The organism is Streptomyces sp. NPDC056503 (assembly GCF_042794995.1).
In the GTDB taxonomy this organism is placed as follows: Bacteria; Actinomycetota; Actinomycetes; order Streptomycetales; family Streptomycetaceae; genus Streptomyces.
The window spans coordinates 43,792-60,080 of the sequence record NZ_JBHTST010000004.1 but is presented as its reverse complement, the minus strand read 5'-3'; the positions used below and the strand labels follow the sequence as shown (position 1 = coordinate 60,080).

At 70.4% G+C, this 16,289-nt stretch carries 10 protein-coding genes; 8 read left to right on the top strand and 2 right to left on the bottom strand.

Going from position 1 to position 16,289, the window contains the following annotated elements:
* Positions 1-50 precede the first annotated feature (50 nt).
* Positions 51-1,112, bottom strand: a complete 1,062-nt coding sequence (locus ACFQ8C_RS02130; protein ID WP_383451337.1) for a sugar ABC transporter substrate-binding protein — start codon at positions 1,110-1,112, stop codon at positions 51-53.
* Positions 1,113-1,593: 481 nt separating this feature from the next.
* Here ACFQ8C_RS02130 and ACFQ8C_RS02125 point away from each other — a divergent pair, with 481 nt between their 5' ends.
* A complete protein-coding gene (locus ACFQ8C_RS02125) occupies positions 1,594-4,494 on the top strand; it encodes an RICIN domain-containing protein (protein ID WP_383451335.1) in 2,901 nt (966 codons plus the stop codon).
* 247 nt (positions 4,495-4,741) lie between these two features.
* On the opposite strand, the gene ACFQ8C_RS02120 is transcribed toward ACFQ8C_RS02125, so the two are convergent.
* Complete coding sequence (locus ACFQ8C_RS02120) at positions 4,742-5,914, bottom strand: ROK family protein (protein ID WP_383451333.1); 1,173 nt, start codon at positions 5,912-5,914, stop codon at positions 4,742-4,744.
* Between the two features lie 113 nt (positions 5,915-6,027).
* Between ACFQ8C_RS02120 and ACFQ8C_RS02115 the strand changes: the two genes are divergently transcribed.
* The 7 genes from ACFQ8C_RS02115 to ACFQ8C_RS02085 are packed head-to-tail and all read left to right on the top strand — an operon-like array spanning position 6,028 to position 16,115.
* Complete coding sequence (locus tag ACFQ8C_RS02115; RefSeq protein ID WP_383451331.1) at positions 6,028-7,119, top strand: Gfo/Idh/MocA family protein; 1,092 nt, start codon at positions 6,028-6,030, stop codon at positions 7,117-7,119.
* Positions 7,120-7,121: 2 nt separating this feature from the next.
* Positions 7,122-8,549, top strand: a complete 1,428-nt coding sequence (locus ACFQ8C_RS02110) for a sugar ABC transporter ATP-binding protein (RefSeq protein ID WP_383451408.1) — start codon at positions 7,122-7,124, stop codon at positions 8,547-8,549.
* Positions 8,546-9,535 (top strand): ABC transporter permease, encoded by a 990-nt coding sequence (locus tag ACFQ8C_RS02105; RefSeq protein WP_383451328.1) that lies wholly within the window; start codon positions 8,546-8,548, stop codon positions 9,533-9,535. The genes ACFQ8C_RS02110 and ACFQ8C_RS02105 overlap by 4 nt, the downstream gene beginning before the upstream one ends.
* The gene (locus ACFQ8C_RS02100; protein ID WP_383451325.1) at positions 9,532-10,470 is read left to right on the top strand and encodes an ABC transporter permease; all 939 of its coding nucleotides are present in this window, start codon (positions 9,532-9,534) and stop codon (positions 10,468-10,470) included. The genes ACFQ8C_RS02105 and ACFQ8C_RS02100 overlap by 4 nt, the downstream gene beginning before the upstream one ends.
* A gap of 10 nt (positions 10,471-10,480) precedes the next feature.
* The gene (locus tag ACFQ8C_RS02095) at positions 10,481-11,695 is read left to right on the top strand and encodes a substrate-binding domain-containing protein (protein WP_383451322.1); all 1,215 of its coding nucleotides are present in this window, start codon (positions 10,481-10,483) and stop codon (positions 11,693-11,695) included.
* Positions 11,696-12,529 carry a sugar phosphate isomerase/epimerase family protein gene (locus tag ACFQ8C_RS02090; RefSeq protein WP_383451319.1) on the top strand — a complete coding sequence of 278 codons (834 nt, stop codon included), beginning with the start codon at positions 11,696-11,698 and terminating at the stop codon, positions 12,527-12,529.
* A gap of 40 nt (positions 12,530-12,569) precedes the next feature.
* Positions 12,570-16,115 (top strand): ThuA domain-containing protein, encoded by a 3,546-nt coding sequence (locus ACFQ8C_RS02085; protein ID WP_383451316.1) that lies wholly within the window; start codon positions 12,570-12,572, stop codon positions 16,113-16,115.
* Positions 16,116-16,289 lie beyond the last annotated feature (174 nt).

Sequence of the window (16,289 nt, the reverse complement as noted above, 5' to 3'; positions counted from 1 at the left end):
TCAACCGCCTCGTACTCGTACTCGTGATCGTCGGAACCGCCTGCGTGCCGTCAGCCGCGGCTGTTGCCCCAGAGGGACGGGTCGTCGCTCTTGAGGCTGGGGACGCCGCCGTAGGTGCCGCCGTCGGCGGTGACGAGGGGGGCGGAGAGCTGGTCCTCCAGGAGGCCGTCGCGGACCTGCACGATGGTGCTGTCGTGGTCGGTCTTTCCGGGCGCGAACGTCTTCCCGTCGATCGCGGCCTTCAGGTAGTACAGGGCGTACTTCGCGTAGAGGTCGGCCGGCTGCGAGACGGTCGCGTCGATCCTGCCCTCGGCGATGGACTTGAGCTCCTCGGGGATGCCGTCGTTGGAGACGACGAACACGTGCTTCTCGTCCTCCGGGGCGACCAGCAGCCCCTTCTGCTTCAGCACCTGGAGCGTCCCGGCCAGGGCGAAGCTCGACTGCATGTAGACGCCCTTGACGTCCGGGTGGGCGGTGAGGTCCGTCTGCAGCTTCTGGGCGGCGACGGCGCCGTCCCAGTTGGTGGCCTCGCCGAGGACGGTGATGCCGGGGTAGTCCTTCTTCATGCAGGCGTTGAACGCCTCGGTGCGGTCGCGGCCGTTGATGGAGGCGAGGTCGCCCTGGAGCATCACGACCTTGCCCTTGCCGCCGAGCTTCGTCCCGAGGTACTGGCAGGCCTTCTCGCCGTACGCCCGGTTGTCGGCGCGGATGACCATGAAGACCTTGCCGCTGTCGGGGCGGGTGTCCACCGTGACGACGGGGATCTTCCTGGCCTCCAGCTGCGCGAGGGTGGGCGCGATGGCGGCGGTGTCCTGGGGGGCCATCGCCACGCCCTTGACGCCCTGGCTGATGAAGGTCTGGGCGTTGGCGGTGAGCTTGGCGACGTCGCTCTGCGAGTTGGTGGTCTTGAGCGAGAGACCGAGCTCGTCGGCGTACCGCGGCGTGTACGTGATGTACGAGTTCCAGAAGTCGGTGTCGGAGCGGGGGTAGTCGACGCCGACGAGCGGTTCGCCGCTCTGTGAGGCGGTCGTGCCGGCGCCGCCGCAGGCGCTGAGCAGCGCGAGCGCGGACAGGACGGAGCTGGTGGCGATCAGGGTGCTTCTGAGCCGCATGGGTTCTTCCTCGCACTGGTCCCGAAGGAGGGATTCCGGAGAGGCGTCGCCCTCGCGACGCTCCCTCCGAGAGATGGGATGAATGTAAGTGGCTCAAAGGGGCGGGTGTCTAGACCCGTGAGCAGAACTCGTCGATATATCCGATAGCTGAGTGTTCAATCAAAATGCCCGCTCGACCTGGCGATCGAGGACATCCCATCAATCGACGCCTCCGTGGGAGCGGTCCCGCTCATTCCGCGCCACGGGATGGCGAGATCGCACGCTTATTGACGCCTCGCCGCGGCCCGTGCTGCACTGGGCCGGCACGCCAGCAGTGGTCTATCACGAAACGCATGTTTGCGTTCACACGGAGGGTGAGTCGCAGCCGACGGGACCCGGCTCGACCTCACGCCCGCCCCCCCGCCCGCTCGTCCGGCCGCTCGCCCGGCCGCGTCGGCGTGCCCTCCTCCTCCCGCCCTCCTTTCATCGAAGGAGTCCTGTCATGCCTTCCCCCGACGCCCCTCTCGGCCGCAGAGGGTTCATCACGGCGGCCGCCCTGACCACGGGGGCGATCGCGCTCCCCGGCGCCCTCCTCGCACCGACCGCCTCCGCCGCCGTGCCGCCCCAGGTCACGCTGCCGCAGCGGGGCATGTACGACACCGTGCCCGCGTGGTCGTGGACGGACGGATTCGTCACCGGCAACGGTGAGTACGGCGCGGTGCTCCACGGGACGCCGCAGTTGGAGAGGATGGTCCTCAACCACCACCGCTTCGTGCTGCCCAACGGCACCCGCGACGTGACGCCGCCCGTGCTCGCGGACCGTCTGGAGTCGGTGCGGGACAGGGCTCTGGCCGGTGACTACTGGGGAGCCGCGGGGGAGTTCGCGGAGGGCTGGGACCTGCGCTGGACGCAGACCTTCCATCCGGGGTACGAACTGCAGCTGAGCACGCCGGGCGCGACGACGTCCAACAACTACGCGCGGGTCACCGACTTCCGCACCGGCGAGGTCACGCACTCGTGGTCCGACAGCGCCGGGGTCTGGAAGCGCCGCGCCTTCGTCTCCCGCGCCGACAAGGTCGTCGTCCACGAGCTGCTGCCCGCCGCCGGCAAGACCGTCGAGACGACGGTCAAGGTGAGCACCGCGCTCGAAGGCGTACCGGGCGATGTCGGCTTCACCACGATCGCCACGGTCTCGAACGGCGCCGGCTACCTCAACCTGCGGGGGACGTACCCGTCGGGCCAGGGGGCGTTCGGATACGAGGGCGTCACCCGGGTCGTGGTCTCGGGCAACAGGGCCTCGGTGTCGGTCAGCGGCAACACGCTGGTCGTCTCCCGCGCGACCAAGGTGGTGCTGCTGACCAAGCTGGGCCGGTACGAGAACGCGGGCGACTGGAACGCCAAGCCGCTGCACGCCGCACTGGGCGCGCTCTCCACCGACTACGCGACCCTGCTCGGGCGCCACGCCCCCTTGCACCAGGCGATGTTCGACGGTTCCAGCCTCGACCTCGACGTCTCCGCCGCGGACCGCCGGCTCTCCACGTCCGAGCTGACCGCACGCCAGAACGGCAACCGCTGGACGGTCGACATCGCGCTGATGGAGCGGATGTACGACTGCGGGCGGTACCTGTTCGTCAGCTCCAGCGGCATCCTGCCGCCACGCCTGACCGGGCTGTGGGCGGGCAGCTGGAACGGTGCCTGGGCCGACGACTTCACCACCGACGCCAACGTCAACCTCCAGGTCGCGGGCGGCAACATCCTCGGCCACGGCACCGCCATGAACGGCTTCTTCGACCTCGTCCTCGGCCAACTCGACGACTGGCGCAGGAACGCCACGAACCTCTACGGCGCACGGGGCTTCCTCGCCCCGTCGCGCACCGACGGCGAGCACGGCCACATGCTGCACTTCAACGACGGCGACTTCCCGGGCCAGTGCTGGACCGGAGGCGCCGACTGGATGCTGTACCCGCTCCTGGAGCACTACCAGGTGACCGGCGACGAGGCGTTCCTCCGGGACAAGCTCGGCCCGGCCCTGATGGAACTCGCCCTGTTCTACGAGGACTTCCTGACCCGCACCGACGCCGACGGCAAGGTCGTCTTCGTCCCCTCGTTCTCGATGGAGAACTCCCCCTCCAACACCGGCCAGATGCTCTCCACCAACGCGACCGGCGACATCATGGCCGGCCGCCACGCCCTCCAGGCGGCCGTCGACGCCGCGAACAAGCTGAACGTCGAGCAGGGCAGCGGGCAGGGAGTGGCCCGGTGGACCGAGCTGCTGTCCAGACTGCCCGACTACGCCGTCAACGGTGACCAGGCGCTGGCCGAATGGTCCTGGCCCGGCCTGAACGACCGCTACAACCACCGCCACGCGCAGCACCTGTACGGCGCCTGGCCCCTGCACGAGATCAACCCCGAGGAGAAGCCGGAGCTCGTCTTCGCCGCGCGCAAGGCCCTCAGGATCCGCGGGGACGAGAACTACTCGGCCCACGGCAGCCTCCACCGCGCCCTGGCGTGGAGCCGGCTGAAGGACGGCGCCGGCGTCTACGACAACATCCGCAAGATCCTCGGCAGCGACATGGTCTTCCGCTCCCTGGTGACCTCCCACAACCCCGACCTGCACACCTACAACTGCGATGCCGCCAACGCCCTGCCGGCGATCATCGCCGAGTCCCTGATCTACACCAGGCCGGGGATGCTGGAGATCCTGCCGGCCCTGCCCGAGCAGTTGGCGCGGGGCGCGATCCGCGGCGTCCGGGGCCGCAACCGGGTCCTCGTCGAGAGCCTGACGTGGGACACGACGGCCCGCACCGCCACCGTCACCCTCGTCTCCGACGTCACCCAGACCCTGGACTTCGTCTGTCGCCGCGGCATCACGTCGCTCTCCACCACGGCCTCCGTGGCGGCTTCCCCCCTCGGCGACCACGCCAGGAGGCTGTCCCTCACGGCGGGTACGCGTACGGAGGTCACCGTCGGCCTGCTCACCGGGACGTACCGGGTGGTCAACCGGGCCAGCGGCAAGGTCCTCGACGTGGCGAACGAATCGACCGGCAACGGGGCGTCGGTCATCCAGTGGCCGTGGTCGGGCGGGGCGAACCAGCAGTGGCGCCCGGCGCCGAACTACGACGGAACCTTCCGGCTGTCCAACGTCCACAGCGGCAAGGTCCTCGACAACCCCGGGGCGTCCACGACCCACGGCCAGGCGCTGGACCAGTGGACGGACACCGACAGCCCCAACCAGTGGTGGGACCTGGTGGCCGCCGGCGCGAGCGGCCGCTACCACCTGGTCAACCGGGCCAGCGGTCTGCGGGCGGCCGTCGAGAACGGTTCGACGGACGACGGCGCCAGGATCGTCCAGGTCCCCGCCGACAGCTCGGCCGGCCAGGAATGGGAGCTCGTCGCCCTCTGACCGCGCGCGGGGTCGCGGGCGACGGCGGCCCGCCGGCCGCCTCGCCCGTGCCCGTCGCCTCGCCCGCGACCGCCGGTTCGCCTGGGCCCTCCGGGGTCTCGCGCGGCCCCCTTCCCCTCGCGAGTCCCGGGCACGACCGCGGCGGCGGGCGACATGACCGTCGCACCGCCGGTGGCGGAGAGCCTCCTCGCCGTCCGGCCCGTCGCGGGCCCGGCGGAGCGCCCCCCTGACGGTGGGGCCGCTCCGGTCAGTCCGAGGTCGCGACGGACTGGTCGACCGCCGCCGGGCTGAGGGTGTCCTCGATGACCATGACGGCGGCTCCGATCACGCCGGCGCGGTCGCCGAGTTCCCTTCCGCGGATGGACAGATGCTGGGTGGCCAGCGGGAGGGACCGGCTGTAGATGACCTCACGCACCCCGGCGAGCAGGTGCTCCCCGGCTTCCGAGATGTCGCCCCCGATGATGATCACCCCGGGGTTGAAGAAGTTCACGAGCGCGGCCAGGACGTCGCCGATGTCCCGGCCCGCCTGGCGGATCAGCTGGATGGCGGTGGGGTTGCCGGCGCGGACCAGTGCGACCACGTCGCGGCCGTCCGCGGCGTCGAGGCCCGCGTCCCGGAGGCGTGCGGCGAGCGCGCCGCCGCCGGCGACCGCTTCGAGGCAGCCGGTGTTGCCGCAGCGGCAGGGCTCGTTCGCCGCTCCGGCCACCCGGATGTGGCCGATGTCGCCGGCCGAGCCCTGGGCGCCGCGGTGGAGGCGGTGTTCCGTGATGATCCCGCACCCGATGCCGGTACCGACCTTCACGAAGAGGAGGTGCTCGACCTCGGGACTGGCGGCCCAGTGTTCGCCGAGGGCCATGATGTTGACGTCGTTGTCCACCAGGACGGGTGCGCCGAGGCGGGGGGCGAGCCAGCCGGGCACGTCGAAGCCGTCCCAGCCCGGCATGATCGGCGGATTCACCGGTCGGCCCGAGGTGTGCTCGACGGGCCCGGGGAGGCCGATGCCGACGCCGCACACGTCGGCGAGGGTGCGGCCGGCCTCGCTCAGCAGCTCCGTGAACTCGTCGACGAGCCAGCTCAGGACGGCCTCCGGGCCCTCCGTGATCCGTACGTCGCGGGTGCGTTCGGCGAGCACGCGGGTGGCCAGGTCCGTCACCGCGATCCGCGCGTGGGTGACCCCGAGGTCGGCGGCGAGGACCGCCCGTGCCTCGGAGTTGAAGGAGAAGGCCACTGCGGGCCTGCCGCCCGAGAAGATCGAGTCCTCCGAGGGGCGGATCCACTGCTGGTCCGCCAGGGCGTCGAGTCGCTGGGTCACGGTCGACCTGGCGAGGCCGGTGAGCTGCACCAGTTCGGTGCGGGTGCGGGCGCGGCCGTCGCGCAGGATCGCCAGAAGGGCGCCGGCGCCTGCCGGTTCGGTGGTCAACTCCCCGTCTCCATCCATGTCGGTGCTGCGGGATTGGTCTGAGCCTTATTAATCATAACTGTCGACGTCCTTATGGTTGACGGTCGGAATAAGTCGTCTCTAGGATCCGAAACATGCTCGATATACGACGACAGTCGGCGGAAGTCAGGGTAGGTATCGTCGGAACTGGCTTCATCGGCCGGATCCACGCCCGAGCCGCGCGACAGGCCGGCGCCCGCTTGGTGGGCGTCGCCGGGGCCGACCTGGCGAACGCCACGGAGGGCGCCGAGGCGCTCGGCGCCGAGAAGGCCTTCGAGTCGGTCACGGAACTGATCGACTCAGGCCTGATAGACGTCCTGCACGTCTGCACCCCCAACCACCTGCACGCGCCCATCGCCCTGGAGGCGATGGAGGCCGGCCTGGCCGTGATCTGCGAGAAGCCACTGGCGACCGAGGCCACCGCGGCCCGGACGATGGCCGAACGGGCCAAGGACACCGGAGTGACGGCGGCCGTCCCCTTCGTCTACCGCTTCCACCCGATGGTCAGGGAGGCCAGGGAACGACTGACCGCGCTCGGCCGCGTCAGCCTCATCCAGGGCAGCTACCTCCAGGACTGGCTGATGGAGTCGACCGACGACAACTGGCGGGTGGACCCCAAGCAGGGCGGGCCCGGCCGCACGATCGGCGACATCGGCTCGCACTGGTTCGACCTCGTCGAGTTCGTGACCGGGGACCGGATCACCAAGCTCTGCGCACAGACCTCGGTGGTCGTTCCCGAGCGCGCGGGCGGCGGACCGGTCCTCACCGAGGACCTCGCCACCGTGCAGTTCGTCACCGCCTCCGGGGCCCTCGGCTCGGTCGCCGTCAGCCAGGTCGCCCCGGGCCGCAAGAACCGCCTCTTCCTGGAGGTGTCCGCCGCCTCCGGAAGCCTCGCCTTCGACCAGGAGAACCCCGAGCAGCTGTGGCTCGGCGGCCGGAGCGGCTCCCAGGCCCTCGTCCGCGACCCGCTGAGCCTGTCGGAGGCCGCCAAGCGGTACTCGCCGCTGCCGGCCGGGCATCCGCAGGGCTTCCACGACTGCTTCGACGCCTTCGTGGCGGACGCCTACGCCGCGATCGGCGGGGACGCCCGAGAGGGGCTGCCCACCTTCGAGGACGGCGCCCGCGCCGCCCAGCTCACGGACGCCGCCCTCCGGTCGGCACAAGAAGGGGGGTGGGTCGAGTGCTGACCATGACCGGCATCTGCAAGAGCTTCCCCGGCGCCCGCGTCCTCACGGACGTCGACCTCGACGTGGAGCGCGGCGAAGTGCACGCCCTCATCGGCGAGAACGGCGCCGGCAAGTCCACGCTGATGAAGATCCTCGCCGGCGTCCACACCCCCGACGAGGGGACGATCGCCCTCGACGGCCGGACCGTCTCCTTCAAGCACCCCACCGACGCCCAGCGGGCGGGCGTGGCGATCATCTACCAGGAACTCACCCTCCTCCCCGAGCGGACCGTCGCCGAGAACGTCTTCCTCGGCCGTGAGCCGAAGCGCCGCGGCCTGGTCGACAGCGCGGCGATGGAATCGGCCACCGCGAAGCTCCTCGAAGAACTCGGCGAAGGCTCCTTCGGCCCCCGGGACCTGGTGCGCCGGCTCTCCGTGGCCCAGCAGCAGGTGGTCGAGATCGTCAAGGCGCTCTCGGTCGACGCCCGCATCGTCGTCATGGACGAGCCGACGGCCGCCCTCGCCGAGAGCGAGGTGGAGCTGCTGTACCGGCTCGTCCGGCGGCTGAGCGAGCGCGGCGTCGCCGTCCTCTACATCTCGCACCGGCTGCGGGAGATCTTCGAACTCGCCGACCGCGTCACCGTCCTCAAGGACGGGGCCAAGGTCACCACCCTCCCGATCGGGGAACTCACCACCGCCGGACTCGTCCGGCTGATGGTCGGCCGCGAGCTCACCGACTACTACCCGGCCCGCGCGACGCGTCCGGCGGGTGACGTCCTGCTCTCGGTACGCGGCGGCGGCAACGACTTCCTCGACGGAATCGACCTGGAGCTGCGCGCGGGGGAGATCGTCGGCCTCGCCGGACTGCAGGGGGCCGGCCGCACCGAACTCGCCAAGGCCCTCTTCGGCGCCGAGCCCTTCACCCGCGGCGAGATGACGCCCCGCCGTCCCGGTTCGGTACGGGACGGAATCGCCGCGGGCATCGGGCTCGTCACCGAGGACCGCAAGTCCGAGGGGCTCGCCCTGCACCAGACCGTGCGCGACAACGCCCTCCTCGTGGCCCGGGCCCGCCGCGGACGGGTCGGGACCTCGGTCCTGGAGCTCCTGAAGCGGGTGCGCCTCGCCCCGCCCAGTCCCGAGAAGGAGGTCCGGTACCTCTCCGGCGGCAACCAGCAGAAGGTCGTCCTCGCCAAATGGCTGACGGTCGCTCCGAAGGTCCTCCTGTTCGACGAGCCGACCCGCGGCGTCGACGTCGGGGCGAAGGCCGCCATCCACGAGCTCGTACGGGAACTCGCCGAGGACGGCATGGCCGTCCTGATGATCTCCTCCGAGCTCCCCGAACTCATCGGCATGAGTGACCGTGTCGTCGTCCTGAGGGACGGCCGCATCGCCGGCCACCTGCCCGCAGACTCCTCGGAGGAAGCCGTGATGCACCTGGCGGCCGGATCATGACCCAGCCACCCCAGACCCTCCCCGTGAAGGGAATCTCCGTCCGGGGCTTCGCCGCGGACAGTCCCGCCAGGCCCGTCTTCGTGGCCCTGGGCGTCATGCTCATCGTGGCGTGGGTCCTGTTCGCCTTCGACGGGGGCCAGTTCTTCAGCGAGAGCAACATCGTCGGGATCCAGCAGCGGTCCGCGGCCCTCGGCATCGTCGCCGTCGGACAGACGCTCGCCATCCTCGCCGGTTCGCTCGACCTGTCCGTGGCCTTCCTGATGAGCCTCTGCTCGCTCGTCGCCGCCGAGACCATGGCCCAGTACGGCGTGCTGCCGGCGATCGGAGCCGTCCTCCTCGTCAGCGCCCTGACCGGGCTCGTCAACGGCTTCGCCATCACCACGCTGAAGGTCCACGCGTTCATCGCCACACTCGGGGTCTCGCTCGTCATCAAGGGCATCCTCGAATACCGCTACGACGGACCCGCCGGTCGCGTGCCGGAGTCCTTCCAGCACCTCGGGTACGACCGCGTCGGACCCGTGCCCGTCTCGGCCCTGCTCTGGCTGGCGATCGCGGCGGCGGCCTGGTTCGTGCTCCGCCGCACTCCGCTCGGCTACCGCATCTACGCCGTCGGCGGCGGACCCGAGGTGGCCCGCCTCTCGGGCGTGCGGACCGACCGCGTCATCGTCGCCACCCACATCCTCTGCTCCCTGACCGCGGGAGCGGCCGGTCTGCTGCTCGCCGCCAGGCTCGGCGCGGGAGCCCCCACCGTCGGCACCGACGGCGGCTACGACCTGGAGTCCATCGCGGCCGTCGTCCTCGGCGGCACCGCCCTCGCCGGCGGTAAGGGCGGCGTGGCCGGAACGGTCGGCGGCGTCCTCCTCCTCGCCGTCCTGGACAGCGTCTTCAACCAGATGGAGATCGACTCCTTCGCCAAGGACGTGGTGCGGGGCGTCGTCCTCGTCGCCGCCCTGGCGATCTACGCCCGCCGGAGGTTCGCCCGATGAGACGCAACCTGCCCATCTTCGGCGTCCTGGCCGTCCTCCTGGTGGCGATCGCGATCGCCAACCCCTTCTTCCTCGAACCCGAGGGCTTCCTCGCCTTCGTCAAGCGGGCCGCCCCGCTGGCCATCCTCGCCGCCGGCCAGTACTTCGTCATCGTCTCCGGCGAGTTCGACCTCTCCGTGGGCTCGCTCGTCACCGCCGAAGTGGTGATCGCCGCCCGGCTGATCGACGGGGACTCCGGCGCCACCTGGCCGGTCATCCTGCTCCTGCTCGCCTTCGGAGCCCTCATCGGTCTCGTCAACGGGGTGGTGACCACCCTGCTGCGGGTGCCGTCCTTCATCGTGACCCTGGGCTCGCTCCTGATCCTGTCCGGAGCGGTGTTCCTGTGGACCGACGGATCCCCGCGCGGCGCACTCTCCGAGGAGTTCCGCCAGTTCGGCCGCGGCAGCCTGGGGCCGGTCCCCTGGTCGGTCCTCGTCCTCGTCGCCGTCGTCGCCGCCGTCATCGCCCTGATGCGCTCCGACTTCGGGCGCACCCTGATGGCCGCGGGCGACAACCCGACTGCCGCGGGCCTCTCCGGGGTGCGCGTGCTGCGCGTGAAGACGGTGGCCTTCATCCTGTCCGGACTGTCGGCCGCGGTCTGCGCGGTCCTGCTCGGCGGATTCGCCGGCGTGTCCGCCAAGGTCGGCGAGGGCCTGGAGTTCCAGGCCATCACCGCGGTGGTCCTCGGCGGTGTCGTCCTCGGCGGAGGCCGCGGATCCGCCGTGGCCGCCATCGCCGGCGCGTTCACCCTGCAGGCCCTCTTCACCCTGCTCAACCTGTACGGGATCTCCGGCGCCCTGGAATACACCGTCCAGGGGCTCATCCTCGTCATCGCCGTCGCCCTCGGGGCCGTCCAGTTCCCGCGGCGCGCCAAGTCCGCCTCCACCACCGCATAGAGGAAGCATCATGTCGCACATCCAGAGAAGCGTTCTCGCCGCCACCGCAGTGGCCGCCCTCGTCGCGCTGACCGGCTGTTCCAGCGACCTGCCCGGAGGCGGGGCCGGTTCCAGCGCCTCGTCCGACGCCCAGAAGGGCAAGGACGGGGAGAAGAAGACCGGCGAGCAGTCCTCCTTCTTCGTCCAGGCCGACTACGACGCCCAGCTCGCCATGCGGACCAAGCAGCCCACCGGCCCCGCCGACAAGCCGTGGGAGCAGGCCATCGACCCGCAGCCGGTCGACACGGCCGCGTACAAGAAGGCCGGCCCGTACCACCTGTGCTTCTCCAACGCCGCCACCAACAACCCCTGGCGCCAGGTGGGCTGGAAGACCATGCAGGCCGAGGTCGCCCTGCACAAGGAGATCGGCGAGTTCACCGTCCTCGACGCCGAGGGCAAGGACGACAAGCAGATCTCCGACATCGCCGAGCTCCAGGCCAAGGGCTGCGACGCGCTCATCGTCTCCCCGAACACCACCGCCACCCTCACCCCGGCGGTCAAGGGCGCCTGTCCGAAGGTCCCGGTCATCCTCTTCGACCGCGGCGTCGGGACGGACTGCCCGGTCACCTTCATCAAGCCGATCGGCGGCTACGCCTTCGGCGCGGACGGCGCGGAGTTCCTCACCCAGAAGGTCAAGCCCGGCGGGAAGGTCCTCGCGCTGCGCATCTCGCCCGGCGTCGACGTCCTGGAGACGCGCTGGTCGGCCGCGAAGAAGGCCTTCGACGAGAGCGAACTGGACGTCGTGGGGGTGGAGTTCACCGACGGCGACGCCGCCAAGACCAAGAGCATCGTCACCAACTACATCCAGCGCCACGGCAAGATCGACGGCCTCTGGCTGGACTCCGGCGCCACCGCCGTCGCCGCCGTCGAGGCGTTCGAGGACGCCGGCCTGCCCGTCCCGCCGCTCAACGGCGAGGACCAGCAGGACTTCCTGCAGAAGTGGAAGGACGCGAAGCTCACGGCGATCGCCCCGACCTACCCCACGTACCAGTGGCGCACCCCGATCATCGCCGCGCTCAAGGTCCTCAAGGGCGAGAGCGTGCCGAAGGTCTGGAACCTGCCGCAGCCGGCCATCACCGAGGACAAGCTGAACGACTACCTCAAGCCCGGCATGCCGCCCCTGCACTACGCGCTCTGCGGCTGCGAGAAGATGGCGGGCTACCCCCAGAACTGGGGCGGCAAGTAGATGGGTGCCATCGGCGTCAACACCTGGGTCTGGGACTCGCCGTCGACCGACGCCTCGCTCGCCCGGCTCGTCCCGCGCATCGCCCGATGGGGCTTCGACACCGTCGAACTGCCGGTCGAGCAGCCGGGTGACTGGTCCCCCGAGCGTGCCGCCGAACTCCTGCACCACCATGGACTCGGCGCCTCGCTGGTCCTCGTCATGGCCCCCGGCAGGGAACTGGTGGCGGCCTCACCCGAGACGATCCGAGACACCCAGGACTACCTGCGGCACTGCGTCGACGTCGCGGTCGCCGTCGGCTCCCCGACGATCAGCGGCCCCGCCTACGCCTCCGTGGGACGGACCTGGAAGCTCGACGCGGACGAGCGCCGCTCCGTCCTCGCCGAACTGCGCGAGAACCTCCGGCCCGTTCTCGCGTACGCGGGCGAGCGCGGCGTGCGCGTCGGCGTCGAGCCCCTGAACCGGTACGAGACCAGCCTGATCAACACCGTGGAACAGGCCCTCGACGCCCTCCCGGACGAGTGCGGCCTCGCACTCGACACGTACCACCTGAACATCGAGGAAAGGAGCCCCGCCCAGGCGATCCGGGACGCGGGATCCCGCATCGCACTCATCCAGGTCTGCGGCACGGACCGGGGCGCCCCCGGCGCCGACCACTTCGACTGGGCCGCCTTCGCCACGGCGGTCAAGGACGTCGACTACACCGGTCCGCTGGTCATCGAGTCCTTCACTCCGGACAACACCACCATCGCGACGGCGGCCTCCATCTGGCGTCCGCTGGCGACGAGTCAGGACGCGTTGGCCACCGAAGGACTCGCCTTCCTGCGCACCCTGTGACCCCTCTCCACGTGTAGTTCCCTCCCAAGGAGAATCCCCCATGTCACGACCATGGGTGAAGCGCGGCCTCGCCGCCCTCACCGTATCGCTGCTGGGTCTCACCACCCTGCAGGCCGCGCCCGTCCTCGCCCACGAAGGGCACACGGCCGACGCCGAGTTCAAGGTCCTCCTCTTCACCAAGACGGCGGCCGGTGCCTACCGGCACTCCTCCATGGACGCGGCCATCCAGGCCTTCCAGCAGCTCGGTGCCGACAGCGGCATCGAGGTGGTCGAGAGCGACGACGCGAACGTCTTCAGCACCACGGGCCTCAGCACCTACGACGCCGTGGTCATGCTCCAGTCCTCGGGCATGGTCTGGGACACCGAAGCCCAGCGCGCCGCGGCCCAGGAGTTCGTGCGCGACGGCCACGGGATCGTCGCCGTCCACAACGCCACGGACATGAACATCGAGTCCGAGTTCCCCTGGTGGGACGAGGTCGTCATGGCCGGCGCGCACATGACCGCGCACTCCAGCATCGTGCAGGGCACCGCCAAGGTGGCGGACAAGGTGCATCCCTCCACCGTCGGACTCCCGGACCGCTGGGTGCGGACCGAGGAGTGGTACAACTTCGACGAGAACGCGCGCGGCGGCGTGCACGTCCTCGTCACGGCGGACGAGACCACCTACGACGCCGGCGGCGCCAAAATGGGCGCCGACCACCCGATCTCCTGGTGTCGCAACGCCGAGGGCGGCAAGGTCTGGGCCACCGCCATGGGCCACGAGACGGCCTCCTACTCCGAGCCGCTGTTCCGGCAGCACCTCCTCGGCGGCCTCAAGTGGGCCGCGGGCGCGGCCGCGGGCGACTGCGGCGGCACCGTCTCCGACCGCTTCCAGAAGGTCACCCTGGACGGCGCTCCCGACCAGCCCATGCAGCTCGACGTGGCCGCCGACGGCAAGGTGTACTACATCTCCCGCTCGGGCAAGGTCAACGTCATCCACACGCACGACGGCGCGTCCGAGACGCACGTCGCGGGTCAGCTCAGCGTCTACGACGGTGGTGAGGACGGCGGCATCGGCCTGGCCCTCGACCCGGACTTCGCCACCAACCGGTGGATCTACGTCAACCACTCGCCCAGCGGCACCGCCGAGGTCAACCGGGTCACCCGGTTCACCGTCAACGCCGACGACACGCTCGACATGGCCAGCGCCACGACCGTGATCGAGGTCCCGGCCTACCGGGGGTCGGACGAGCCCGGCCACACCGGCGGCAGCCTCGCCTTCGGACCCGGTGGCAACCTCTACGTCGGCGTCGGCGACGACACCAACCCGTTCGAGTCGGACGGCTACGCGCCCATCGACGAGCGGGCGGGCCGCGAGAAGTTCGACGCCCAGCGCTCGTCCGCCAACACCAACGACCTGCGCGGCAAGATCCTGCGCGTGCACCCCGAGGCGGCCGGCGGCTACACGATCCCCGCGGGCAACCTGTTCGCGCCGGGCACCGTCAAGACGCGGCCCGAGATCTACGCGATGGGCTTCCGCAACAGCTTCCGCTTCGCGGTCGACCCGGAGACCGGCTGGATATCCGCCGCCGACTACGGACCCGACGCGAACCAGGAGAACGCGAACCGCGGTCCCGAGGGCACCGTCGAGTGGAACCTGATCAAGGAGCCTGGGTTCTACGGCTGGCCCTACTGCGTCGGTGACAACATCCCCTTCAACGACTACAACTTCGCCACCTCGACCTCCGGCGCCAAGTTCAACTGCGCGGCCCCGGTCAACAACTCGCCGAACAACACCGGTCTGACCACGCTGCCCGCGGCCAAGCCCGCGCAGGTCTGGTACGACTACCACGCCTCGGAGGAGTTCCCCGAGATCGACCTCGCCGGTGGCGCGGCCCCGATGGGCGGCCCGTTCTACCACTACGACGCGGCCAGCACCTCCGAGCGCAAGTTCCCCGAGTACTACGACAAGACTCCCTTCTTCTACGAGTGGAGCCGCAACTTCGTGAAGGAGTTCCGCCTCGACGACGCCGGCGACCTCCTGAAGATCAACCCCTTCGTCGCCCAGCTCGGTCTGCGCGCGCCGATCGACATGAAGTTCGGCCCCGACGGCGCGATGTACCTCGCCGAATGGGGCAACGGCTACGGTCACGCCAACACCGACGACGGCATCTACCGGATCGACTACGTCGCCGGCAACCGCGCTCCGCTGGCCAAGGCGACCGCCTCTCCCGACTCCGGACAGGCTCCGCTGGAGGTCACCTTCTCCTCCACCGGCTCCGCCGACCCGGACCCCGACGACGTGCTCACCTACACGTGGGACTTCGGTGACGGCTCCACGGGCACGGGCCCGAACCCCGCGCACACCTACACCACCAACGGCACCTACACCGCGCGCCTGACGGTCACCGACGCCGACGGCAAGACGGGCACCACCAACATGCCCATCGTCGTCGGCAACACCCGGCCGACGGTCACCTTCACCACCCCGGGCAACGGCCGTGTCTTCTCCTACGGCGACACCATCAACTACCAGATCAGCGTGACCGATCCGGAAGACGGTGCCATCGACTGCTCCGAGGTCGTGGTGACCGCCGCGCTCGGCCACGACAGCCACAGCCACGACACCGGCCAGTACACCGGGTGCAGCGGTTCCATCACCACCGGAGCCTCCGGCCACGACGCCACCGCCAACACCTTCCTCGTGCTGTCGGCCGACTACACCGACAACGGCGGCCTGAAGGGCACCACGAGCGCGACCCTCCAGCCGCGCCTCAAGCAGGCCGAGTACTTCACCGGCCAGTCCGGGGTCCGGATCGTCGACCAGAGCGGAGCCCAGAACGGCAAGCGCATCGGCGACATCTCGGACGGCGACTGGATCTCGTTCAAGCCCCTGAACCTGACCGGCGTCGAGTCGGCCACCTTCCGGGTCTCGGCCCCGTCCCACACCGGTGGATCCATCGAACTCCGGTCCGGCTCGCCGACCGGCGCGCTCATCGCCACCGCTCCCGTCCCGTCCACCGGCGGCTGGGACAACTACGTCAACCTCAACCCCGTCGCGGTCACCGACACCGCCGGAACCCAGACCGTGTACGCGGTCTTCAGGGCACCGTCGGCGGACTCCTTCGACCTGGACTCGATCACCTTCAACGCGCCCGGCACCGGGACGCCCGCCCCGCAGAGCGGTAGCACCTACACCGTGACGAGCGAGCACAGCGGCAAGCGGGTGGACGTGCGGAACGAGTCGAGCGCCGACGGCGCGGCCGTCATCCAGTGGTCGGCGACCAACGGAGCCAACCAGCAGTGGCGGCTCACCGACGCCGGTGCGGGTGCCTTCACCCTCACCGCGCAGCACAGCAACAAGTGCCTGGACCTGGTCTCCAAGAACGCCGCCAACGTCCAGCAGTGGACGTGCGTGGCCGGCGCCTCGGACCAGAAGTGGAAGCTCGTGAGCGCCGGACTCGGCACCTACCGGATCGTCTCGGTGCTCAGCAACAAGTGCCTGAACATCCCCCAGGCCTCGACCGCGGACGACGTCCAGCTGGTCCAGTCGAGCTGCAGCACCACCGCGGCCAGCCAGAAGTGGAGGTTCGGCCAGGTCGGCTGAGCCCCCTCCCGACACCCGGTGCCCGCCCCTCCTGACGGCGGGCGGGCACCGGGCCCCACCCTCCGGCACCCGGTGTCCGCCCGCACCTGACGGCGGACGGGCACCGGGCCCGCCCCTCTCCTCACCCCCCTTCCTCCCCCACCCCCTCCCTCCACCCCTCTTCCTCTCCGCATC